The sequence below is a fragment of the Oribacterium sp. oral taxon 102 genome (genome assembly GCF_013394775.1).
Taxonomy (GTDB): Bacteria; Bacillota; Clostridia; order Lachnospirales; family Lachnospiraceae; genus Oribacterium.
Window position 1 is genome coordinate 620228 of record NZ_JABXYT010000001.1, and the last position, 22189, is coordinate 642416.

20 protein-coding genes and 2 pseudogenes are annotated in these 22189 nt (G+C 47.1%); 18 read left to right on the plus strand and 4 right to left on the minus strand.

Going from position 1 to position 22189, the window contains the following annotated elements; translation table 11 throughout:
- The first annotated feature begins 9 nt into the window (after nucleotides 1-9).
- From HW273_RS02860 to HW273_RS02885, 6 genes and pseudogenes are all read left to right on the plus strand, one after another.
- Complete coding sequence (locus HW273_RS02860; protein WP_179010347.1) at nucleotides 10-1185, plus strand: hypothetical protein; 1176 nt, start codon at nucleotides 10-12, stop codon at nucleotides 1183-1185.
- An 18-nt stretch (nucleotides 1186-1203) separates the two neighbouring features.
- Nucleotides 1204-2421 carry a type IV secretory system conjugative DNA transfer family protein gene (locus HW273_RS02865; protein WP_179010348.1) on the plus strand — a complete coding sequence of 406 codons (1218 nt, stop codon included), beginning with the start codon at nucleotides 1204-1206 and terminating at the stop codon, nucleotides 2419-2421.
- A gap of 15 nt (nucleotides 2422-2436) precedes the next feature.
- Nucleotides 2437-4193, plus strand: a pseudogene (locus tag HW273_RS02870) (recombinase family protein); the annotation flags it as partial.
- A 161-nt stretch (nucleotides 4194-4354) separates the two neighbouring features.
- Nucleotides 4355-4654, plus strand: a complete 300-nt coding sequence (locus tag HW273_RS02875) for a hypothetical protein (protein ID WP_179010349.1) — start codon at nucleotides 4355-4357, stop codon at nucleotides 4652-4654.
- Nucleotides 4655-4760: 106 nt separating this feature from the next.
- Nucleotides 4761-5045 (plus strand): molecular chaperone, encoded by a 285-nt coding sequence (locus tag HW273_RS02880; RefSeq protein WP_179010350.1) that lies wholly within the window; start codon nucleotides 4761-4763, stop codon nucleotides 5043-5045.
- A 60-nt stretch (nucleotides 5046-5105) separates the two neighbouring features.
- Nucleotides 5106-7274, plus strand: a complete 2169-nt coding sequence (locus HW273_RS02885) for a TaqI-like C-terminal specificity domain-containing protein (protein ID WP_179010351.1) — start codon at nucleotides 5106-5108, stop codon at nucleotides 7272-7274.
- On the opposite strand, the gene HW273_RS02890 is transcribed toward HW273_RS02885, so the two are convergent.
- Together HW273_RS02890 and HW273_RS02895 are read right to left on the minus strand one after the other, a co-directional pair.
- Nucleotides 7257-7823, minus strand: a complete 567-nt coding sequence (locus tag HW273_RS02890; RefSeq protein WP_179010352.1) for a hypothetical protein — start codon at nucleotides 7821-7823, stop codon at nucleotides 7257-7259. The genes HW273_RS02885 and HW273_RS02890 overlap by 18 nt on opposite strands.
- A 3-nt stretch (nucleotides 7824-7826) precedes the next feature.
- On the minus strand, nucleotides 7827-8060 hold the full coding sequence (locus HW273_RS02895) for a helix-turn-helix domain-containing protein (RefSeq protein ID WP_179010353.1): 234 nt from the start codon (nucleotides 8058-8060) through the stop codon (nucleotides 7827-7829).
- A gap of 606 nt (nucleotides 8061-8666) precedes the next feature.
- Here HW273_RS02895 and HW273_RS02900 point away from each other — a divergent pair.
- The 9 genes and pseudogenes from HW273_RS02900 to HW273_RS02935 all read left to right on the plus strand — a co-directional run bounded on the left by HW273_RS02900 (nucleotide 8667) and on the right by HW273_RS02935 (nucleotide 15769).
- Complete coding sequence (locus HW273_RS02900; RefSeq protein ID WP_179010354.1) at nucleotides 8667-9917, plus strand: serine/arginine repetitive matrix protein 2; 1251 nt, start codon at nucleotides 8667-8669, stop codon at nucleotides 9915-9917.
- Between the two features lie 77 nt (nucleotides 9918-9994).
- Complete coding sequence (locus HW273_RS02905; RefSeq protein ID WP_243206731.1) at nucleotides 9995-10732, plus strand: CHC2 zinc finger domain-containing protein; 738 nt, start codon at nucleotides 9995-9997, stop codon at nucleotides 10730-10732.
- A complete protein-coding gene (locus HW273_RS02910; protein WP_243206732.1) occupies nucleotides 10638-11972 on the plus strand; it encodes a virulence-associated E family protein in 1335 nt (444 codons plus the stop codon). The genes HW273_RS02905 and HW273_RS02910 overlap by 95 nt, the downstream gene beginning before the upstream one ends.
- Before the next feature lie 91 nt (nucleotides 11973-12063).
- The gene (locus tag HW273_RS02915; RefSeq protein ID WP_021667285.1) at nucleotides 12064-12357 is read left to right on the plus strand and encodes a transposase; all 294 of its coding nucleotides are present in this window, start codon (nucleotides 12064-12066) and stop codon (nucleotides 12355-12357) included.
- Nucleotides 12358-12389: 32 nt separating this feature from the next.
- Nucleotides 12390-13118 (plus strand): IS3 family transposase, encoded by a 729-nt coding sequence (locus HW273_RS02920; protein WP_330603874.1) that lies wholly within the window; start codon nucleotides 12390-12392, stop codon nucleotides 13116-13118.
- Nucleotides 13115-13276, plus strand: a complete 162-nt coding sequence (locus HW273_RS11765) for an IS3 family transposase (RefSeq protein ID WP_334298199.1) — start codon at nucleotides 13115-13117, stop codon at nucleotides 13274-13276. Before HW273_RS02920 ends, HW273_RS11765 begins: the two co-directional genes overlap by 4 nt.
- Nucleotides 13277-13476: 200 nt before the next feature.
- Nucleotides 13477-13701 (plus strand): annotated as a pseudogene (locus HW273_RS02925) (integrase core domain-containing protein); the annotation flags it as partial.
- A gap of 363 nt (nucleotides 13702-14064) precedes the next feature.
- Nucleotides 14065-14358 (plus strand): hypothetical protein, encoded by a 294-nt coding sequence (locus HW273_RS11845; protein WP_179009553.1) that lies wholly within the window; start codon nucleotides 14065-14067, stop codon nucleotides 14356-14358.
- A 397-nt stretch (nucleotides 14359-14755) separates the two neighbouring features.
- Nucleotides 14756-15769, plus strand: a complete 1014-nt coding sequence (locus HW273_RS02935; protein ID WP_179010356.1) for a LacI family DNA-binding transcriptional regulator — start codon at nucleotides 14756-14758, stop codon at nucleotides 15767-15769.
- A gap of 14 nt (nucleotides 15770-15783) precedes the next feature.
- On the opposite strand, the gene HW273_RS02940 is transcribed toward HW273_RS02935, so the two are convergent.
- Together HW273_RS02940 and HW273_RS02945 are read right to left on the minus strand one after the other, a co-directional pair.
- Nucleotides 15784-16986 (minus strand): IS256 family transposase, encoded by a 1203-nt coding sequence (locus tag HW273_RS02940; RefSeq protein WP_179010357.1) that lies wholly within the window; start codon nucleotides 16984-16986, stop codon nucleotides 15784-15786.
- Nucleotides 16987-17106: 120 nt separating this feature from the next.
- On the minus strand, nucleotides 17107-18591 hold the full coding sequence (locus tag HW273_RS02945) for an IS1634 family transposase (protein ID WP_179010358.1): 1485 nt from the start codon (nucleotides 18589-18591) through the stop codon (nucleotides 17107-17109).
- A gap of 399 nt (nucleotides 18592-18990) precedes the next feature.
- Here HW273_RS02945 and HW273_RS02950 point away from each other — a divergent pair, with 399 nt between their 5' ends.
- From HW273_RS02950 to HW273_RS02960, 3 genes are all read left to right on the plus strand, one after another.
- Nucleotides 18991-20298, plus strand: a complete 1308-nt coding sequence (locus HW273_RS02950; protein WP_179010359.1) for an ABC transporter substrate-binding protein — start codon at nucleotides 18991-18993, stop codon at nucleotides 20296-20298.
- Nucleotides 20299-20405: 107 nt separating this feature from the next.
- On the plus strand, nucleotides 20406-21302 hold the full coding sequence (locus HW273_RS02955) for a carbohydrate ABC transporter permease (protein ID WP_179010360.1): 897 nt from the start codon (nucleotides 20406-20408) through the stop codon (nucleotides 21300-21302).
- On the plus strand, nucleotides 21295-22179 hold the full coding sequence (locus HW273_RS02960) for a carbohydrate ABC transporter permease (protein ID WP_179010361.1): 885 nt from the start codon (nucleotides 21295-21297) through the stop codon (nucleotides 22177-22179). Before HW273_RS02955 ends, HW273_RS02960 begins: the two co-directional genes overlap by 8 nt.
- Nucleotides 22180-22189: the final 10 nt, after the last annotated feature.

Sequence of the window (22189 nt, forward strand, 5' to 3'; positions counted from 1 at the left end):
GGAGACGGCATGGCTCAGGATTACGGGGAAGACGTTGGCGAGATGCTGATGCAGGCAATCGGGAACCAGACCGGCAGGGCGCTGGAAAGGTTCATCGACAACAAGGCAAGGGACTGGCACAAGGAACGGCTGATGGAAAGCGGCAGGTCCGAGGAAGAAGCAGAGATTGAAGCGGAAGCCCTCGCGTCCCGCGAACAAATCTGCCTTCCGTTCGGAACATCCAACGACGCTGCCTATTTCGCGCAGGTCTGCCACGAGAACGGAACGTTTGCATCCGCACTGACCGACAGGGAGGGAAACGGATTCATTCAATTTGCCGAGGACGATATCAAAGCGATTAAAGAGTGCGCGCCGCAGTTCGCCGAAGTGATGAGCATGCGGCAGGAGCAGTCCATCGTGGAACGTCTCAAAAACAGCCGTCCCGTCACGGCGGAGCAGCTTGCAGGACTGAATGAAATTACCAGACTTCCGGACCTTTCTTTCCGGCATCCGGAGGAAACAAAGAGCAGGGAAGCGGTCCGCACGGACCGTTCCGACGGAGGTCTCAACCACACGGAAGCCATTCGGGAAGAAGTTCTTGACGCAAGGGACCGCTGCACCGACTTTAACGACTTCGAGCAGATTCTGGCTCGGCAGGGAATCGGAATCATAACAACCCGCAAGGGCGAGGTCATGTTTTACGAAGCCCGCCGGGGCGAGGACGGGAGCCTTCTTCCGTTCGGAAAGGACGCGCAGGGAAGGACGGATTGGGCGGTCGGCGCGGACACGCTGAGCCGGAAATGGGACGTGGATGCCACGCATGACTGGTTTGAGAAGAACCGTCCCGCGCCCGGGAAGGAAGTGGGGGACAGAAGCTGGCGGCAGGAACGCGAAAGCCAGCGGACCGTCGATGGCGCGCTGGACAACGACGGGGCCACGCCAGATCTCGACCAAGGCGTGAAGTCCCATGACAGCATTGACACGGATGACCATACGGCTCGGATTGAGCATGAGGGAGTTGGGACGGATATTTCGCCTTCCATGGTGCGGGACGCGGAGGACCGTGCGGCCAGAAGCTCTGACAGCGGCTATTCCCTGAGCAGCGTAACGCGGGAGATGCGCGAAGCGAAGACCGAACTCGAAGCCGAGAGCGGCACACCTTCCCATGCGCTGGACATTTCCAATCGAATGAAGCCGGGGCGCTAGCAGGAGGAAGGATAGAAAATGGCAGACAAGAAGGGAAACCCGGAAGTCAACCGGCGCATCGCCACGTCGGCTCTTGTCGCGCTTGCTCTTTCGATAGCAGGCTTCTATCTCGGGAACCGGTACTTTGAAGCGCTGGCGTCCTATCCGGGACAGTTTCTCGACCACTGCGGGGACGCACTCCTGACCATGTGGCCGCGCATCCACGAAAATCCGTTCTACCTCGACATGGACAAAAAGGCGCTCCTTGTCGGCTTCTGCATGCTTCTGGTTGTGTGGATGGTCTGGCTCAGGCACGTGGTTTATATCGGGAATTACCGCTCCGGAGAAGAAAGCGGCTCCGCCCGCTGGGGGACCGTGAAGGAAGGGAAGAGATTTCGGGACCTAAGCAACCCGGACAATAATCTCATTTTTACAGAAAAGTATGGACTGGCACTGCACCGTCCAAAGTATGACCCGGAGCTGGACCGTAACCTCAACGTGCTTGTGGTCGGCGGGTCCGGCTCAGGCAAGACGTTCAACTACGTGACGCCGAACATTTGCCAGCTCAATACGAACTATTTCATTACTGACCCGAAGGGAACCCTGCTGAAAGACGCGGGCTATCTGTTCACCGACAACGGCTATCAGGTGAAGAGCTTCAACACCATCAATCTTGACGAGAGTATGCATTACAACCCGCTCAAGTACGTGAGGACCGACACGGATATCCTCTCGTTCGTCAACTGCTTCATCATGAACACGAACGGCGAGGGCAAGGCCAGCGACCCGTTCTGGGAGAATGCGGAAAAGATGCTCTATACGGCGCTCATCGCGCTTTTGCGCGACTGGTTCCCAAAGGAGGACTACGCCCTCTCCGGTCTCCTGACACTCCTCTCGCTTGCGGAAGCAAGGGAAGAGGAAGAGAACTTCATGTCGGCGCTGGACCTTATCTTTTACCAGATTGAAACCGGAAAGCGATTTGCCAGAAATGTCGGGCCTGTGGACGAGACCCCCAAGAAGGGCGGGCTGTCCCGCGACTTCACTGCGGACACCGGATGGTCGTGGCAGTCCTCCCGGTTCCGCCGAAACTATGATGGCGTCCGCCCGGCTGAGCGCGGCGGGCTTTCCCCGGATGAGGACTTTGCCCTGATGAACTACAAGAACTTCAAGGTGGCTGCCGGTGACGCTACTATGGGAGAACAATCTAATCAATTACATATCGAATCACCTGAGAATCGCCGATATGTAACTGCTTAGGCGGTTCTCTTCTTTATCGAGAATATGCTTAAGCCGAAGGAAGGAGGAAGCGATGAAACATCAGCAAAAATATGTGGCTCTGTATGAGCGTTTGAGCCATGATGATGAACAGCTTGGTGAGTCCAACAGTATTTCTCACCAGAAAGAAATGCTCGAAGAATATGCCAGAAACCATGGCATAACCAACTACCGCCATTTCACCGACGACGGGATCTCCGGCACTCGTTTCGACCGCCCTGGCTTTCTTGCCATGATGGAGCAGGTCAAGCAAGGCAACATCTCCCAGATCTGCATCAAGGACATGAGCCGCATGGGCCGTGACTATCTGCAGGTCGGTCAGCTTATGGAAATGCTCCGCCAGAAGGGTGTGATGCTCGTTGCCATCAATGACGGCGTAGATACTTCCAAAGGCGACGATGACTTTGTGCCGTTCCGAAACATCATGAATGAATGGTACGCCAAGGACACCAGTAAGAAGATCAAGTCCGTCTTTCAGGCAAAGGGCCGATCCGAACCAGTGGGTTGTGGATGAGGAAGCTGCGAAGATCATCCGCAGGATCTTTCAAATGACTCTGGAAGGCCTCGGTCCTTATCAGATCACACAGATCCTGAAGAATGATCAAGTCCCGATTCCGGCTATCCACATGAATAAGTTCGGAGTCGGGAACCATCGAGGCAGAGAGATCAAAGATCCCTATAACTGGTCAAGCGCGACCGTGGTAGGCATTCTGGAACGCCGTGAGTATCTCGGCCATACCGTGAACTTCAAGACCAGAAAGCACTTCAAGGACTCTCACAGCCACTATGTGGACGATGATCTCTGGGTGATCTTTGAGGACACACAGGACGCCATCATCGATCAGAAAACGTTCGCTCTGGTCCAGAAGATCCGAAGCAATGTGACCAGATGGCCCAACGGATGGGGACCTGCGCATCCGCTGACTGGACTTGTTTACTGCGCTGACTGTGGCGGCAAGCTCTACTGCCACAGGACCGACAACGGCAAGCGGGTTGATAAGTTCACCTGCGGCAACTATCCTTCTAAGAAGTGTAAGTCCGGCCACAGGATTGATGGCAACGACCTGCTTCAGGCCGTAGGCCGCACCCTGAAAGCTGTCCATGATTATATTCAAGTGGACAACAGTCAGTTCATCAGGACCGTGGAAGAATCGCTTACCAGTCAACAGACGCAGGACGTGAAGACTCAGAAAAAGAGGCTTACCGAGTGTCAGTACAGGGCGCAGGAACTGGAAACGCTTCTCTGCAAGATCTATGAGGACAATATCCTTGGGAAACTGCCGGACAAGCGGTATCAGATGCTCAGTAACCAATATGAGTGCGAAAGTACGGCTCTTGAACAGGAAATCAGCGAGCTTTCCGGTTCCATCGCAAGTTACACCGACGGCACCAGTGAAGCGAAGAAGTTCATGGCACTGATCAACAAGTATCAAGACTTCGAGAACTTAACTGCCGCCATGCTGAACGAGCTGGTCGATAAGATCGTGGTCTACGAACGTGACCGTAAGGGGAGCATTCAGACTACACAGCGGGTCGATATCTACTTCTCTTTCATCGGGAACTTTGTCCCTCCTGCGGAGCCTGTCGATCCGAAAGTGGCCGCCGCTCAGGAAGAAGAACGCCGCAAGATCGAGGAAAGGAAGGACCGTTTGCATCAGAACTACCTGCGCAGGAAGGCTGACGGTTCACAGCAGAAATGGGAAGAAAAGTACAAGCCGATCAGGGAAGCGAAGAAGGCGAAGCAAAAGGCGGAGCTTGACGCTACAAGCGCGAAGTACACCAGATCCCAGTTTTATGATATGCGGCTCGTTACCAGAACGGAAGCGGATATGCCGGAAGGGATGCTCGGATATGATGCCGATGAAGTGGTCCGCAAGGCGAATGCTGCGAAAGACGAGAAGGAGGCAGTGGCGATATGAGGATTATCCGGTTTCTTTTGAAGATGGTGGTCTTTCCGATAATGCTGATCGTGACTGTGATCCAGTGGTTCGGAGCCTTCATCATTGGATTCTCTTCCGCGGTCTTCAATGTCCTTGCCGGACTGTTCCTTCTGGTGGCTGTCCTGTCGTATTTGATGGGATTGTCCGCCGGAGCTGAGGCAGTAAAGATGATTGTCGCTGGATTCATTGTATTCATGACTCCGGTCGCAGGAGAATGGATCGTGACTGCCATCACTGCGCTGAACATGAGGATGCGTAATTTTATCAGGTCTTGAACCGAAAAACTGAATACGAAAAAGTATCGCTGATACTTTATGCCTGAGCCGTCCTTTTATCACAGGGGCGGCTTTCGTTTGTAGAAAATGAAAGGACGAGCAATGTATGAGGCTTACGAAATATGAGAAGGAAACCATCATCCTGACCAGTGAAGGCGATGATACTTACAGTGTCTATACCTTCAACGCGGCATTGAAGAGACGACTGGCGGACTTTGCAAAAAGGTATCCGGATCTCTGCCGACTGGAATGCGAGGACAAGAAGATCGGCTGTCAGAGCTATGTGATCAGCAAGGCGAGGCTGTCGATTCGCCTTACTGCTCCATACAGTGAGGAAAGGCGCAATGCTGCGAAAGAGAGGGCAAAACAACATCACTCAAGCAAACATTAATATTGACAGTATTCGCTGCGGCGAGTACGATATATATATTAAAGATTTGGAGGCGATTATATGTCTTTTATATCCGTTAAGGAAGCAGCTTCGAAATATGGATTATCTGAACGTAGGGTTCAGAAGCTTTGCGAACAGAAGAGGATAGAAGGCGCTGAAAGGATAAGTGGTGTTTGGATCATCCCTAGTGAAGCGGAAAAACCCACAGATGATAGGGTTAGTACAATTTCTGAGATTGAGAATGTATTGTCTTTAGCAGAAGTGTGCTCTCAGTTAAGCGTCTCATTGGCCACAGGAAGAAATTGGATTAAACTGGGGAAATTGATTCCCACAGGAATGAAAGGAAGATCGCCGTATTTTAGCCTTAGTTATGTTTCATCCCTTAAGAAAGATATCGCATCTGGGAAAAATCAGGCTCTGAAAAGTCGAAGGAATAAGAAATATGTTTCAGGAAGAGGACTGTATAACTCGTACGTATCAAATGACTGCGCAGGAGTAAGGTCTGTAGAGACAACCCTTGAAATGGTTTCTTCTATGTCTATTGAGGTTGATGAGGAATTGCTTAGCCTTGTTGTTGCTAATGCGGCAATTCAGATGATCTCTGAAAGGCTATTTGACCACACATTTTTCTTGATTGATTATTTGGAGAATCCAGAGATTATTGGGTCATACACACGGTTGATTCAAGATCTAATTGAAAATCCTTTGTCTGCAAAGGATACCTGTAAAGAAAACAGTGATCTATTTCGTATTCCATTTAAATGGGAAAAGAACGAGGATGTTCTTGGACTTCTATATATTTCATGCCTCAATATTGGAGATCGCAAGGCCACAGGCTCATACTATACGCCAACTGAAGTTGTAAAAAAACTTATTGAAAGACTGAGAATTGATAATACTAACTCCACACAAAAGGTGTTGGATCCTTGTTGCGGAACAGGTAATTTCCTTCTTCAATTGCCTGACGTCGTAGCTGTGGAGGATGTTTATGGTAATGATATTGACCGACTTTCAGTTGTTATAGCAAGGATAAACGTTGCCTTAAAATTCCGCTTGAACGATGTTAGCGTTGTTGTCGAGAATATAACCCATTCGGATTATCTCATGGACTACAGCACGACAGGATTTGATTATGTAATAGGAAATCCTCCGTGGGGTTATGAATATACAGATCAAGAGGGTGTCTGTTTAAACTTTAAGTATACTTCAGCGCGTGGAACAAAAACCGAGTCATACGACGTATTTACGGAACATGCTTTAAACACTGCGCGAAAAGATGGCGTCGTTTCATTCGTTCTTCCTGAAGCTATCTTGAATGTAAAGTCGCATTTCGAAATAAGAAAGCTGATTACTGAAAGTGCTTCCATTCAGTTTTTGGAATATCTTGGAAATGCTTTTGATGGAGTTCAGTGTCCTTGCATTATCCTTCAATTACGAGTGACGCAAGAAAAGATATCAACCGTTGGGATGACCGTTTCTCTTAATGATAAGTCATTTGATATTCTTCAAAAAAGAGAAATAGATCCAGAATATTTTAGTTTCACAATGACTGATGAAGAATACAGCATTCTTGAGAAGATTGAACATGTGTCTCCGGTAGAGCATCTTGCGGGACAAGCAAGATTCGCACTAGGCATTGTTACCGGAAACAACAAAGAATATATTTCTCAGATAAAGACAGATGAGAACGAGATGATTCTGAAGGGCTCAGACTTGTTAAAATATCGTTTTGTCCCGACTCAAAACTATATCGTTTTCAAGCCAGAAACTTTTCAGCAAGTAGCACCCATAGACTTTTACAGAAGTCCAGAAAAACTGCTGTACAGATTCATCTGCAATCAGCTAGTATTTGCCTATGATAACAATCAAACATTATCGCTAAATAGTTGTAACATCCTTATTCCAGAAGTTCCTAGGATGAGTATCAAGTATATCTTAGCGATTTTAAATTCAAGGGTTGCTCAATACTATTTTAAAAAGAAGTTTAACTCCGTAAAGATTCTTCGATCTCACATTGAACAGATTCCCATAGCGTGTCCAGAGATGGGTGAGCAAGAAGAGATAGTCTCTATGGTTAATGTGTTGCTTGAAGCGGATAGTTCGGAAGCTATTCTTAAACAGTATAATGAATTGGATAAAAAAATCTCTGTCATCTATGGGATGACAGAGACTGAGTATCAAACGATTTGTGCTTTTGTTGATGCGGAAAACTTATTTTTGATTCAATAAACGGAATAGTTCGGCATAGGTCAGTACTCTCTGACGAAAATGACTGCGATGATATTCAATGTTGCTTTCGTTCAGATGGAACTGGCCTTCGCCTTCATTTCCGCGATGCTGCTTATCAGAATAGCCTGGACAGGTTAGAACCTCATCACTATCCATTCTAAATATCTCGATCTGGTCAGCGAAAAATAAGCCATAGTATAAAACGTCAAACTCTCTGCGTTTAACCTGCTGGATATTACAATCAAAGCTATACCGCCCTGTATCTGAAGATCGCATAGCTCGATTGGCGAGATTGGCTTTTTGACATTGTTCGATGACGTTATCATCTCTAATCTTGTCATCGTTCTCTTTCATTACAGTGGAAAACTTTACTTCGATCCGATCATCAGAACTACGATCACGCTTATCAAAAGCAAGAGACCCTGATTCATCGAGGTCATAGAGACGCTTGATCATTATTTCAGCAACAGTACCGAAACGGCGTGTCCTAAGCGCGAAAATACCATCACGGAACTCTTCAATTACGGAATCGTTAACAATATAATCCATGTTTTAATCCTCCTTGTAGTTATCGACAGCAGAGAATAGATCCGATAATGAGAGATCAAGACCGTCTGCAATCTTCTTGATGTTTTCGATAGAAATGTTTCTTCGGCCTGATTCAACAGATGCGAAATAAGTTCGATCCATGTTGATCTTAAGCGCAAACTTTTCTTGGCTCAAACCTGTTTCGGTTCTGAATCGTCGAACACAGGCACCAAAGGCCTTTTGTATAGTCGTTGCCATAGGCAAACACCTCCAAAATGGCATTATACAAGTACACGGGTTTTGAGACAACGGACTATGAGTAACAATAAACACAAATGAGCAAGCCAAAGGCTCTTAACTGTGAAAAAGTTAAGGGCTTTTGTTTTGCCCATTTGACAGGATCGACCACGCGGCGATTCTGTGAAAACCGAATCTGACTCAGCCAAGGCATCGCCCTGGCTGAGTCAGATGAGGAAGCCGTTGAGACTTCGCTCCCCCGCTCATTCGCGGATGGCAGCGAAACGATCAGCGGCTATTTTTGTGGAAACGTCCGGCGAACGGTTCCGCAAAAAACGGAATGACTGAAACGAGCTGTCGGGCAAACGGCGAGATTCAGGAATGCCGGAGCAAGGGGTCAAGGGGAACGCGGTTCCCTTTGGCGGAGTTAAGAGGCGGCAGTCTCTTATCTGGGTGCTGGGGCGAAGCGTCCGGCGCGGGTCGAGGGCAAGGCCCCGCCCAGTTAAGTGATGGGAACCGTCACTTAGTACTGGGTATTACCTGCCGACACGGAGACCGTTTTCGCTGTTTTTTGAGGCAGGGGAAAAGCATGTTTTGCCAAAAATGAAGAAAGGAGCGTGATGCTTATTGAAACTGACAAGGCACAATGGCCGAGCGGGAAAAAACGGAGCTTACAATCCGAAGCACAATGACCGCCAGTTCGATGTTGCCAACAGTGACCACATCGATCAGGAACGAGCGAAGCAGAATGTCTACTGGGACTGCTATCAGGGATACCGCTTTCCAACGGATCAGGCTCAGGAAGACCAGATCACTTATTCCTTCGAGCAGATCGAGCAGGCTTTTTATTCCGAGCGGTATGACGATTTCTGCGAAGCACAGCATGAGCGAAACCGTAAGACCGGACACACTGGCCGCGACCGATCAACGAAGGACCTCTGGGAAGACAAGAAGACCTGCCCCGAAGAATCGCTTATCCAGATCGGGACGATGGAGAAGTCAGTCTCTCCCGCTGTTCTGGCAGAGATCGCGGCTGAGTTTTTCGAAGAATTTGACCGCCGCTTCGGAAAGCACATCCACATCTTGGACTGGGCCTTGCATTTGGATGAAGCGACTCCGCACATCCATGAGCGGCATGTCTTTGATTGTGAAAACCGTTATGGTGAGATTGCGCCGCAACAGGAAAAAGCTCTGGAAGCTCTGGGGTTCGAGAGGCCGCATCCGAACCAGAAAGCGAGTAAGCTGAACAGCCGGAAGATCACTTTCGACGCCGCGTGCCGAGTGATGCTTTTCGATATCTGCGAAAGGCACGGTCTGCATCTGGACCGAGAACCGGAATATGGCGGAAGGGCCTATCTTGAAAAACAGGATTATATCCTGATGAAGCAAAAAGAAAAAATGGCGGTTCAGGATCAGCAGATCGAATCGAAGGAAGCGGAACTGGAAGCGATCACGATCCGCATCGAAGACACGGAAGCCTTTGTGGAAGAAGTGGCGGATGCCGCCTATGAGCAGGCGGTCGATGTCGTGACCAAGACGGTTCAGGAAGAGATCCGGAATGAAGACTTCGATCTTATCGAAGAACACAGAAGGATCATCCTGAACAACGCGGAGCTTTCTGACAGGGAACGTAGTTTTGCCCACCGGATCTTCGCCGGACTTATGAACCGGTTCAAGGGAATGACACGGCATATCTCCGAGAGGATGGCCGCGATCTTCCGGTCGCCGGAAAAGAAGGCCGAGATCAAAGAGCCGATCAAAGAATCCATCCGAGACAGGCTTGCGAGAAATCAGAAAAGGGCGGACGAGCTGAACGCCAGAAGGCGGGCAGAACGCGGAGTACCGCCGAAGAGGAAACAACAGAATATCGAGCTTTGAGAAGCGTCTGTTTTTGATCAGTTTTACCGATGAAGACAGACGCTTTTTTCATTTCCGAAAAGAAAGAAGGTGATACTTTGGGGATCTATTCCCAGATCAAGGAACAGGTCAGCACCCGCAAGGCTGCTGAGCGCTACGGATACAAAGTCAGCCGGACCGGCATGATGTGCTGTCCGTTCCACAATGACAGGACTCCGAGCATGAAGGTCGATCAGAATTTCATCTGCTTTGGCTGTCAGGAGAAAGGCGACGTGATCGACTTCACAGCGAAGCTATTTGGCCTGAGTCCTTATGATGCCGCCGGAAAGCTCATCGCGGATATGGGCCTGACGGTGACGAGCGACGACATACCGAAAGCTCCGCCTGGCACTCGCCAGAGAGCCAAGCGGGAGCGTCTGGAGAAAGAACAGTTCGAGCATGCAGTGAGCCGGATCTACAACGTCTACTGCGATTATTTCCATCTTTTGAACGAGTGGGCCGAGGTCCATGCGCCGCGATCTCCTACCGAAGAGTTTCATCCGCTTTTCGTCGAGGCGATGCATCAGAGGGATTATGTGGAATACCTTCTGGATCTTCTGCTCTATGGTTCAAAGGAAGACAAGGCATCCGTCGTGATCGAAAAAGGAAAGGGGGTGAACGATCTTGAAAGACGAATCCGAGAATTTAAGTCCGGCGACAGAGAACGCTCTTCACGCAGCGTTGTCGGAAGCATCGCCGGAGATGACGGTCGAGGATGTGAAGGAGCTTCTGGAAATGACCGAGAAAGGCCAGATCAAAAGCTGTTTCACAAACGCCGTAACGATCCTGTCCTATGACCCTCTCCTGAGAGATTCGGTCCGCTATAACGAGCTGACACAAAGGGTCGATATTGTGAAGGATCTGGGATGGGAACGCCGTGACGGAAAGGCTCTGGTGGACAATGACCTGCACAACATCCACTACTACTGCGAGAGGACTTACGGAATCACTGCCCTGAAGACTATCGAGGAAGCGGTCCACATGGTGGCGAACAGGAACGCTTACCATCCGGTTCGCGATTTCCTGAACAGTCTGGAATGGGACGGTCAGGAACGTGTCCGTTACGCTCTCCACCGATATCTTGGAGCCGATACCAGTGACTACACGTATGAGATCCTGAAGTTCTTTATGTTAGGCGCGGTATCGAGGGTGTTCCGGCCCGGAGTGAAGTTCGACTATATCATCTGTGTGGTCGGGGATCAGGGAGCCGGCAAATCTTCCTTCTTCCGCCTTCTGGCAGTCGAGGACGAGTGGTTTACGGACGACCTGAAGGATCTGGAAAGCAACAAGGTCTATGAGAAGCTCCAAGGCCACTGGATCATCGAGCTTTCCGAGATGCTTGCGACCAACAATGCCAAGAGCAATGAGGCGATCAAGAGCTTCCTGAGCCGTCAGAAAGAAATCTACCGCACTCCGTATGAGCGGTATCCGAAAGACAGGCCGAGGCAGTGTGTCTTTGCCGGAACGACGAATAAGATCAGCTTCCTTCCCAGTGACCGGACCGGAAACCGCCGCTTCCTGCCGATAGCGTGTCAGGAAAGCGAGGCCGAGGTCTTCATTCTGGACAACGAGGCTGAATCGAGAGCGTATATCAGGCAGATGTGGGCTGAGGTGATGGCGATCTGGAAATCCGGCAAGGTGAAGCTGAAGCTCTCACCGGAGATGGCCGCCGAGGTGAGGAACCGCCAGAGACAGTTCATGCAGGAAGATGTGGATGCCGGACTGATCCTCGCGTTCATGCAGGAATATGACGGCAACATGGTCTGCTCCAAGCAACTGTTCAAAGAAGCATTAGGAAATGATCTCATCAAACCACAGAGGTGGCAGACGAACGAGATCAACGACATCATGAACCAGCTCATCAGGGACGGCACACTCGCCGGATGGCGATACTTCGACAGTCCCCGCCGTTTTACCGGAACGGATTATGGCACTCAAAAAGGATGGGAAAGGGTTCAGGATGCCAACGAAGGGGTGTCAACAGATGAGGAGTTTCATCAACTGACCATCGGCGAGACGACTCCCTTTGATAATTGACACTCTGGAGCTAGCATATAAATAGTACAAAATAAGAATGACCTTTTCCTGATAAATCATGTACCATGAAAGAACAGGAGGGAAAAGAGTCATGGCAAAAGGAACGGTATATACCCAACAATTCAAGGAGGATGCAGTTCGCTACAAAAAGGAGCATCCGGAACTATCTTACCAGGCAGCAGCCAGTAATCTCAATGTCAGTATTTCTGCGTTAAAGTCCTGGATCAAGAAGGCAAAGGAGAACGATGGTGAGGTCCCAACCCGCGGAGCCGGCAATTATTCCAGCGACGAGGCAAAGGAAATCGCCAGGCTTCAGCGAGAATTACGAGATACAAAGGACGCACTTGAAGTATTAAAAAAAGCCATCGGTATCCTGGGAAACTGACACTGGCCATATATACAGCAACTGCTGAATACGTGGAGGAAGTTCATCAATTTCCGGTGAAACACCGGGTCTCTGTCAGCGGGATACTGAAATATCTGGGTGTTTCACGATCCGGTTATGCTTCCTGGAAGAAGCGTGTCCCTTCCGACACAGAGAAGCGTCGAGAAGCGATGAAACAAAAAATCCAGAGAATATATGATAAATCCCATCAAAACTACGGGGCACCCAAAATCACGGTGCAGCTTCATAAAGATGGTGAATCCATTTCCGAGCGGACTGTGGGCACCTACATGCATCAGATGGGTATCAAGGCTCAATGGATAAAACCATATACCCGGACAACCATAGATTCTGACTTCAGTACAAAATTAAAAAATATACTGCAGCAGCAATTTAATCCGGCAGAGCCAAATGCTGTATGGGTTTCCGATATCACTTATATTGTTACTGTGATTGGTTTTGTGTACCTGACTAGTATTATGGATCTGTTTTCACGGAAAATCATCGCCTGGGTCCTCAGCACGACCCTGGAAGCGCAGCATGTTGTCGACTGTGTCAATCTGGCAAAGCAAAAGCGTCATGTTGACAAACCGCTTGTATTTCACAATGATCGCGGATCACAGTATGTTTCGGATGCTTTCAAAGATGCAACTGCAAGCTTTATTAATAGTTATTCCCCAAAGGGATATCCTTGGGATAACGCATGCATCGAATCGTTCCATGCACTCATTAAGAGAGAGAATGGATCAATCGATTTGTGATACTTGATTATCAACATGCTTATCGTCTTGTATTTGAGTATATTGAAACTTTCTATAATACAGTGAGGCTCCATAGTCATTGTGATTACTGCTCACCGGGTCAGTATGAGGAGCAATACCTGGAGAAACTGGAGGAGTCTCTCAAGCTCGTAAGCTGAGAGATAATCCGGTGTGTAAGTCACTGATACAGAGCATTTGAAACTGTTAATGCTGTTTAGCGGGAATTATTGTACTCATACACCAACCGGAATGACAGTCTGATCTGTGACTGTCATGAAGGGCGGTAGGATAAACAGCGGAGTATCAGCGAAAAAGGTTATTTTTAACTTGTACTTTTTCTTGACATAGGACCATTCAATCTTTCTCTAAGAAAGGTTACCCATACGATAATGCATGTTGTGAATGCTTCTTCAAATATCTCAAAAAGGAAGAAACCAATCGTAGAACCTATCACTCTTTGAATGAACTACAAATGTCTGTCTTCGAATATATTGAAGGATTTTATAACTCAAGAAGGCCTCATGGATCTCTTGAAATGCTAACACCTAACGAAAAGGAAGAACTATTCTGGAGTCAGGACTAACGCTTGATTCCGGAATATTATTTTCACATTTCGTGTCTACTTACTTGACTATAGAGCATCATATTATCATATAAATCAAAATCGTCAATCAGGATTTTTGATATAACCAGGTCACTTTCACATGACCTCTCATATATAATGCTACAAGTCTTCTTAGGATTAAGGAAGACAATTTGGTCTTGCACATAGAACCACAGATCAAAAACTCATGTCTTTCTCCGAAAGTGTCTGTCAATTTGCCTCAAAAAATGACATGATGGATCCACGAAGAAAATTCGGAGAGAGATATTCGAAAGCCAGCAATACTTTAAAAACGTTTATGTGTTTTCAGGAATCAATAGTAAGGCGGCTGATAAGGCTCTGTTGAAAGATGTAATGTGGAATGGCTATAATGCACCCTATGGTCAGGTGGAGATGCTGAAAAGCGATTTTGCAGGTTTTTCCAGCGTCAGGATTGTCAAGAAAAAGGTTGCGTCTATCCAGATACATGATTATATTGAAACCAACAACATTATCTTCACATCTATTGGAGGATGGAGAAATGGATTACCTAACCAGTGTGGAAATGTCAAAGGTCTGGGGAATATCCAGCCGGAGAGTATCACTGCTCTGCAGCGAGGGCCGTGTCCCTGGAGCAGAGAAAAAGGAAAAACCTGACTGATTCCGAAAGAAGCGAAGAAACCGGAAGATCCGAGACGAATAATCAAGAAGGAGAGTGACAAGAACGCAAGGGGTATGTGAGAAGCGCACCCCTCTTTCAACCGGATATGGAAGAAAAAGAACCGTGCAGAGCTGGATATTCTCGGAAAGAAAGATACAGGATAAGGATAACCTTAACAGTGCCTGTAAGAGGGCGAAGGCAAACAGTGGAGCACCCGGAGTAGATGGAAGAACCATTGAAGACGCGCTTCCGTAGCTAAAGAAACATCAGAGTGAATGCATAGAGAAGATAAGAAGCGACCTTACACTCCCTCTCCCGTAAGACTTTTGGCTTCGATTGTGATACTCTGGTAGTATATTTACTTATCAACAAATATTGAATGGAGAATCTGTCGTGGCAGGGATAAAAGATGTTGCTAAATATGCAGGAGTAGGAGTGGGAACGGTTTCCAGAATGATCAATGGGAGTGGCTATGTGTCAGAGGAATCGAGAGAAAAAATACAGGTGGCGATGAAAGCTCTTGACTATACACCGAATGAGCTGGCAAGAAACCTGTACAGAAAAAAGTCCGGCATTATCGCTGTGCTTGTGCCCAATGTGTCGAATCCTTTCTTTGCTGAATTTATTGATTGCATCGAGAAAGAATTATATATGGACGGTTTCAAGGTGATGCTTTGCAATACCGCCAAGAATTCCGGCGCGGAGGCGGAATATCTTGATATGTTGAAAAGACACATTGTAGATGGCGTTATCTCATGTGTTTCGTCTCTTGGAGAGCAATATTATTCATCAATCAAAAAGCCGGTAGTGGCTGTAGACAGATACCTTGGAGATAATATTCCTGTGGTTACCGTAGACCACCGAGAAGGCGGAAGGATGGCGGCGGAGCTTCTGATCGAGAATGGATGCAGGAATGTTCTTCACTTCAGAGGCGCGGGAGATATTGATACACCTTATTATGACCGTCACTCTGAATTCCAGAGAATAATGGATGAGAACAATATAAGAACCTATTGCTATGATCTTGCCTGGGACAGGATGGATTCCGCATATTACATCAAAGCCGTAGACAATGCGATGCAATCAGGGTTTGTTTTTGATGGAGTTTTTGCTGTCGATCGAATTGCGATAGAGTGCATGAACAGATGTCTGAAGCAGAACAGGAGAATTCCCGAAGATGTAAAAATCGTCGCATACGACGGAACATATATTACCGATATTGTCGAGCCCAAAGTTACGGCGGTGGTTCAGCCAATAGAACTCCTTGCGAAGGAAGCGGCGAAGACGATTACCGCTCTTATTGCAGGGAAAAAACCGGAAAAGATGAAAATAGTCCTGAAAGCAAGCTTGAAAAAGCGCGGAACGATTGTGTCAAGTATTTTGTGTAAACTGGGTCAGACTTCCTGATCTGTGCCAATAGGTTATGCGGCTGATTCCTGAGCTTGCTGCTCAAACATCTCCAGTATCTCGGCGGATACCTTCATGAATCCTCGCTGTATCCTTTCCGCATATGTACGGTTCAGATCACTGTAGTGGCAGCAGACGAAGCGCTCCAGTGCATCCTCATTGGGGAATTGCTCCTTGAGCTTGGATTTGTGTTTCAGTCCCTTGTTGCTTCGTTCAATCAGGTTCGTTGTGTACAGCGTTGACCGGATAGCCTCTGGGAACCGATAAAACGAGTACAGGCTCGCCTTTGCCCGCTCAAAGATGCCGGTCAGCCTGGGATACCGCTCGGTATGCTTGTTCAAAAATTCCTGGAGTGCTTTTTCCGCCTCTCCGGCAGAGCCTGATTGATACACCTTCTTCAGGTCGCCCAAGACGGTCTTGCGGTCCTTGCTGCGGATGTATCTGGCAACGGTGCGGCTTAAGTGAACCCAGCACTGCTGATGCTCCGCCTCCGGGAACTGGCGCTTTACAGCATCGCGCATACCTTCCAGACCATCGGAGGCAAACAGCAAGACCTGCTTGACGCCTCTGGCCTTGATGGAGGTCAGCATCTCCTCGTAGTTCGCCGCAGATTCCGTCGGGAACAGGGCGTAATCAAGGATTTCTCTCGTTCCATCAGGTGTGATGCCCAGCAGCACATGAAGAGGCTCCTTGGCGACGCTGTCGCGGCGTATGTTCAGATAGGTGGCATCCATAAAAATGACGACATATTTATCTGACAGGGGACGCGAGTGGAACTCCTTTACCTGTTCGGCGACTGCCTTTGAGATGTTTGACATTGTTGCCGGGCTGTAGTGATGCCCGTAGAGCTTCTCGATGAGATCGGAAATCTCTCTTGTAGTGATGCCCTTCCTGTAGAGGGTGATAATCGTTGTTTTCAGATCAGCCGTCCTTCTAGCGTAATCAGGGATCAGCTGTTTGTCAAAACGCCCCTGGCGATCTCTTGGAATGAGAAGGTGAAGCTTTCCATACCGGGTATCGAGCTCCCGCTGATAGTAACCGTTCCGGCTATTCCCGGATCCGTACCCCTGAACGCTGTGCTTTTCATAGCCCAGGAAGCCCGTCAATTCGGATTTGAGGAGATTGTTCATGGCCTCCTCAAGATGAGCCCGGAAGAACTCATCCAGAGATTCATGATTCAATAGCGCTGTAGCCAGTTCTGTGTTAAGCTGTGACATAGAGGAACCCCTTTCTCTGTGCGTGTTTTGTGTGGTGCTTAACACTTTACAGGAAATCGGTTTCTTTTTCTATATCTGAGGAACTACCGTTTACACAAGATATTTTACACCACTGTAACTTTAAATTTTACGTAATAGATTGACCCCGAGGATATCCAGCACATTCTGTGTCTTCTTCTGGATTGCTGATATACGGATCCCCTCTTTGTCTCCGGTATCTACTCTGTAGATGTTCTTAGTCAGCTTCAGGACATCTTCGGCAGAATACTTTTCATCAAGTTTCGTGTTCCTGAGGGCATTCAGCAACCCGTAATAATATAGCAGGCTGACATGATTCAGGAATGCCCATCCGCGGAAATATTCATCCGTATGGGCATGTGATGCAGTTGTTGATACGCTGTTTTTAAGGTAGTCGAAGCACTGCTCGATATCCCAGCGCTCCTTGTAATCCAGGTAGATCTCTTTGGCCTCCAGATCAAGATTGCTGCAGAAAGAGAAGTATCCCATTCGGATCTCTTTTATGACATCCTTGGGCTCATGCTCCTCTTCTCCATAATGTTTCTCGACCTGTTCAACGTAGTGACCGACCAGTTCGGCCCGACGGGAATCATCCCGGAATGTATAGATGAAGTTTCCCTTGTTCCTGCTGGAACGCTTGCGGTACCATACGGCTCTTTTGTTATATGTGAATACACCATCCCATTTGTTGTCATCGGTATTCTTATAGAATTCTGTCTCAACATTGACGGTCTCTTCACGAAGAGGAAGGATATATCTCATTCCTGCATTCAGGAGTGCTGATACATTCTGCTTGGAATAGAATCCCTTATCGGCAATGATAATGCAGTCCCTGCATCCTGCGGCATTGACGGTATCCATAAAGTCCGCCTTATCAACAATCGACCCCTGCACAACACGATAGAAAACAGGCTTGTGTGAATCCTTTTCGAAGACATAAAGAAGTCTCGCCTGCGGGTCAAGGCTGTGATCAGGATTATATCCCTTCGCAGCCAGGGAATCTGCTGATTTTGTAAAAATGGAGGTTCCATCGAAGAGAAGTGTCATCCCCGGCATGACCTGTGACTTCATAAAAGCGTCGATCGTATCCTGCTCAGAACCGAGCTTTGAAATGAACCTTCTGACAGATCCTTCAGATACAGCAATGTCCCCACAGATGTCACTCATGTAGGAGTCAAGGAACAGGGGCTGGATCATCCTCACAGAAGAAATCCCGTCTACCAGACGAAGAAGGGCAATGGTACGAATCTCACGGAAGGAACCAAGGAAATATTTCCTGATTTTCTGATCCATCTCAGGCGTAAGCTGCTGGAGCAGTTCATAGGCACCATAGTTCTTAACGGATGGAGCAACATCAGGAGTGATGCGCATTTCTTGCATCAGGCGCAGGCCATTTGCATTGGGGATGAAGCCGTCTGCTTCCGTAATTTTTCCGATGCTCTTGCCGGTAACTTTCTGTGGTCTGCCCTTTGCCGCATCCCATCGAGAAGATACCTGGTAAGCGTAATAATGACCGCCAATGTAACGAATCTCAATCGCTCCGAACTGGGTAGGACGTTTGCTTTTGATTGATTCAGGAATGCTCATAGGGAGTCCTTTGTATTAACGTAATTTACGTAATAATTATACTTCCTATGTGCCTCTAAATCAATAGCTGGAGCAGCAAAATATAGTCAAAACAGCGTATTTTCAAGGTGCGTGGTACAATCCATAGGCTAGTGAGAACAATAAAACGGCTAATTTAGCCAAGTTTCTATTAACGTAAAATTTGTGGTTTTAGTGTTACACTATCAATCATTCATCATACACGATGGATTAAGTAATTACGCACAAAATTGAGACACAGTTCTCGTCAATAATGCTAAAATTACATTCATATTATCGGGAAACATTGACATTTTACCCAAGCAGATATAAGGTATAAATATATTTTTAGGAAGATATGGAACGCGTTCCACAAATACACAAAGATAATGGAGGGAAACTATGAAAAACAGAGTGAAGAAGTTGTTTGCACTGGTACTTGCAGGGACAATGGCGTTTTCCATAGCTGCATGCGGGTCTGGCGGAAGCCCTGATGTGCCTTCTGCCCAAAAATCTTCATCTGAGAACTCTTCATCAGGGAAGGAGACAACCCTTAGAGTTCTCAACTGGGGAAGTACGGTAGAAGAATCTATTGCAAATGATGCGATTGCCCGGTTTAACAAAGAACATCCGAACGTGAAGGTAAAACAGACATGTGTGCCAGTCACGGAGTGGTCTGATTTCATTCAGAAATGGATTACAATGACGACTTCCGGAGAGGCGCCGGATGTCATCAATCTTGGACTTGAGGCGGCGCAGATGGCGGTATCGAATGACCTGATACAGCCACTGGATGATTTTGTAAGCGAGGACGATTATCTGACGCAGTTGAAGGGAGAATATGCGGAATCGCTTCTTTCTGGATTTTCGGTAGGTGGCAAACTGTACGGGCTTCCGAGCGGTACACAGACAATGGTTATGTATTATAACAAGCATATGTTTGACGATGCGGGAATTGCGTATCCGCAGGATGGATGGACATGGGATGAGTTTTATGATATCGCAAAGAAGCTCACAAAAGATGATGGTTCCGTATATGGATACGGATTGTCAAGTGCGTATTTCCAGTTGACACCGTGGTGGACATCAAACGGCACATATTTGACTGATGACGAAGGAAATCCGACAGTCAACAGTAAAGATATGGTGGAGTCTGTTGATTTTTTGAGAAAACTAGTAGACGAGAAGATAACTCCTGACCCAATTAGTTCAGATGTATACACAATGTTCTCTTCCAAACAGCTGGCGATGGTAGGAGCGGGAAGATGGCCGCTTGATGCATGGATGGATGCGGGACTGACAAATGAAGATTTTGATTGCGTACAGTGGCCGGTTAACAAAGAGGAAAGCTCCGTATATGGCGGCTCCGCATGGTGCTTAGGAAAGAATCCGGTGAATCAGGAGCTTGCAGTGGACCTGTTGAAAGAGATGGTGTCAAGCGAGACAATGAAAGCAAATGCGGCAGGTGGACAGCAAATTCCTCCGACGGAATCACTCGCTACAGATACTGATATTATGGGAACTGCCCCGGATAACATCAAAGGTTTGTGGAAAGCAATCACAATCTCAAAGCCAGTATGTGCGCCGACTTATTTCGGTGATCTTCAGACTACGGTTACAAGAGCAATGGAGGATGTATTCTCAGGAGCACAGGATCCGCAGGCTGCATTGGATTCAGCACAGTCCCAGGTGGAGAGTGCAATCGACTGACCGTATGATTACAGTGAGATAAAAGATTTTAAAACAATCAATGCAGGATCGCATACAGGGATGGTAGGATTCCTTGTGTGCGGTCTGATACAGGAAGGAAGCTAGTGATGTCGGGTAAGAAAAGAAAGAACGGAAAAGAAGCAAGAGCTGCATATTTGTTTACGCTTCCGTCTTTTATCGGCTTTTTAGCATTCGTTATGATTCCGGTAATATGGGTGCTGATCATTTCTTTTCAGAAGTATAACCTGTTTACAGGGAAGTCCAGCTTTATCGGACTCCAAAATTACAAAGAAATCTTAAGAGATGTTCGGTCGTTGACTGCGCTTAAAAATACAATATGGTATACAATATTCTGTTCCATTGGGAACACAGGTTTCGGGCTTGTGTTAGCTGTTTTGGTAGATGATATTCTTCCGAGAAAAGCAAATGTCTTTTTTCGGTCGATATACTTTTTCCCGTCTCTTTGCGCACTGACTTTTGTGTCAATTATCTGGCAGGCGTTTTTCCAGACGAATTCAGGACTAATCAACTATTATCTCGGTCTGGTGGGTATCCCCGAAGTATCATGGCTTAATAGTCAAGCAATGTCTAAGATTGCCGTACTGATCCTTGATATATGGAAAAATGCAGGTATGTCAATGCTTCTGATCCTTGCAGGCCTTCAAAATGTGGACAAAGGGCTCCTTGAGGCTGCTGAAATTGACGGAGCTGGACCGTTCCAGAGATTTTGGAAGATTATTGTGCCACTAGCGTCTCCACAGATTTTTTTCGTGCTAATAATGAATGTAACGGGAGCACTCAGAATTTACGAATCAATTTATGTGTTGACCAGTGGAGGCCCAGGAGATTCGTCTCGAAGCCTTGTTATGTTGATTGCGGAGAAAGGATTTACTTCATTCAATTACGGAGTTGCATCAGCACTATCGATGTTGCTACTCGTATTGATTAGTATAGTAACATTTATCCAGTTTGTAGGAAGCAGGTGGTGGGTACATTATGAGTAAAAAAATACATATATTTGGACATTCATTTAAGATAAGTCATATTGTGCTAGCTATTATAATGGCTGTGATTGCCTTCTTCATGATTGCTCCCTTCCTATGGGTATTTTCAGCCTCTCTCCGTCCGTACAATGAGGCAATTGCACTGCCGCCGAAGTGGCTGCCTCCTGCTCCTTCCGAGTGGAATTTGAAGTATTTCAAGAAACTCTTCTCTGATTCCATTCCGTTTTTCACATTCATGAAAAACAGTTTGTTTATGAGTACCATTATTACAATCGGAATGGTAGTACACGGCGCCTTGGCAGGTTACGCATATGCGAAATTTAGCTTTAAAGGGAAAAATTTCATGTTTTTCCTTATGATGATCGCAATGATGGTTCCGGTGCAGGTAACGATTGTCGCACTGTACAGAATTATGACTTTTTTCGGGGCTATCAATACATCTTGGGCGGTGACTTTACCGTCTATATTCGGAGCGACATGTCCGGGACTTGCAGGGGCGTTCGGTATATTTATGATGCGTCAGTTCTTTCTAGGCGTTCCAAAGGAATTAAATGAGGCGGCGGCACTTGATGGAGCAGGACCGATAAGGATATTCTTTTCAATTATGTTGCCGATGGCAAAATCGACGCTTGCTTCACTTGCAATTATTGTATTTACATTTTCTTGGAATGACTATTTTACGACATTTATTATGATTAATGACACAGATAAGTTATCTCTTCCTGTAGGTATACTCTCGATTAGACAGCCGTATGCGACAGGCGACAATGTTGAGTTCGCGGCGGTTGTGCTGGCGGTAATTCCAGTTTTAGTTGTATTTATTATTGGGCAGAAATGGATTGTAAAGAGTATGACTCACGTGGGTGTAAAAGGATAAATAAAAAAGA

Coding starts and splice junctions, on each gene's coding strand:
- HW273_RS02950 (WP_179010359.1), top strand. CDS start 18,991: ATGAAAAACAGAGTGAAGAAGTTGTTTGCACTGGTACTTGCAGGGACA.
- HW273_RS02960 (WP_179010361.1), top strand. CDS start 21,295: ATGAGTAAAAAAATACATATATTTGGACATTCATTTAAGATAAGTCAT.
- HW273_RS02940 (WP_179010357.1), bottom strand. CDS start 16,986: ATGTCACAGCTTAACACAGAACTGGCTACAGCGCTATTGAATCATGAA.
- HW273_RS02875 (WP_179010349.1), top strand. CDS start 4,355: ATGAGGATTATCCGGTTTCTTTTGAAGATGGTGGTCTTTCCGATAATG.
- HW273_RS02880 (WP_179010350.1), top strand. CDS start 4,761: ATGAGGCTTACGAAATATGAGAAGGAAACCATCATCCTGACCAGTGAA.
- HW273_RS02860 (WP_179010347.1), top strand. CDS start 10: ATGGCTCAGGATTACGGGGAAGACGTTGGCGAGATGCTGATGCAGGCA.
- HW273_RS02910 (WP_243206732.1), top strand. CDS start 10,638: ATGACGGTCGAGGATGTGAAGGAGCTTCTGGAAATGACCGAGAAAGGC.
- HW273_RS02945 (WP_179010358.1), bottom strand. CDS start 18,591: ATGAGCATTCCTGAATCAATCAAAAGCAAACGTCCTACCCAGTTCGGA.
- HW273_RS02865 (WP_179010348.1), top strand. CDS start 1,204: ATGGCAGACAAGAAGGGAAACCCGGAAGTCAACCGGCGCATCGCCACG.
- HW273_RS02915 (WP_021667285.1), top strand. CDS start 12,064: ATGGCAAAAGGAACGGTATATACCCAACAATTCAAGGAGGATGCAGTT.
- HW273_RS02955 (WP_179010360.1), top strand. CDS start 20,406: ATGTCGGGTAAGAAAAGAAAGAACGGAAAAGAAGCAAGAGCTGCATAT.
- HW273_RS02895 (WP_179010353.1), bottom strand. CDS start 8,060: ATGGCAACGACTATACAAAAGGCCTTTGGTGCCTGTGTTCGACGATTC.
- HW273_RS02885 (WP_179010351.1), top strand. CDS start 5,106: ATGTCTTTTATATCCGTTAAGGAAGCAGCTTCGAAATATGGATTATCT.
- HW273_RS02890 (WP_179010352.1), bottom strand. CDS start 7,823: ATGGATTATATTGTTAACGATTCCGTAATTGAAGAGTTCCGTGATGGT.